1 protein-coding gene is annotated in these 669 nt (G+C 68.0%); it reads left to right on the top strand.

Annotation, left to right across the window (positions count from 1 at the left end; translation table 11 throughout):
• Positions 1–669 (top strand): hypothetical protein (locus NA4_RS41720; protein ID WP_218022496.1); only part of this gene is annotated, 669 nt, incomplete at both ends.

Below are 669 nucleotides of genomic sequence, written 5' to 3'. Positions count from 1 at the left end.
GACCGGCGATCCCGGGGAGCTGCTCGGACAACTGATCGACATTCAACGGCGACTGCTGGCACGTTCCGATCTCGACCAAGACACCCGCGCCCAAGCCGACATCGTCTTGGCCGAGCGGCTCGGTCAGCGGGCGGTCAGTGGCGATGACGGTGCCGCGGCGTCGGCGGATCTGGCCGAAGCGGTCGCCGCCGCGCAACGCGCGGTCGACGCCACGCCTCCCGATCACGGGAGATACAGCATTCGACTGATCGGCTTGGCCAACGCCCTGATGGCGCAAATCGATGCCGTCCAAGACGAAGGGCCGGAGTATGTCGCCGCGGACCTCGAGCGGTTGATCGAGGTCGAGCGGCGTCTGCTCGCATGTCCCGACCTGCCTCGGCAAACGCGAGCCCAGGCCGACATGGTTCTCGCCGAGCGGCTTCGGCAGCGCGCGGAGCGGGGCGGAACCAGCGCGTCCGCGGATCTCGACGAGGCGGTCGCCGCCGCGCAGCGGGCAGTCGACGCCACACCGTCCGACGACGAGAGATACAGCAGCCGACTGATCACCCTCGCCAACAACTTGATGACACGGATCGACGCGACCGGCGATCCCGGAGAGCTGCTCGGACAGCTGATCGACATTCAACGGCGGCTGCTCGCATGTCCCGATCTCGACCGAGACACCCGAGC

Source organism: Nocardia amamiensis NBRC 102102 (assembly GCF_001612745.1).
Taxonomy (GTDB): Bacteria; Actinomycetota; Actinomycetes; order Mycobacteriales; family Mycobacteriaceae; genus Nocardia; species Nocardia amamiensis.
Note: the sequence above shows the minus strand (reverse complement) of the source record. Positions and strands in the feature narration are given on the sequence as shown.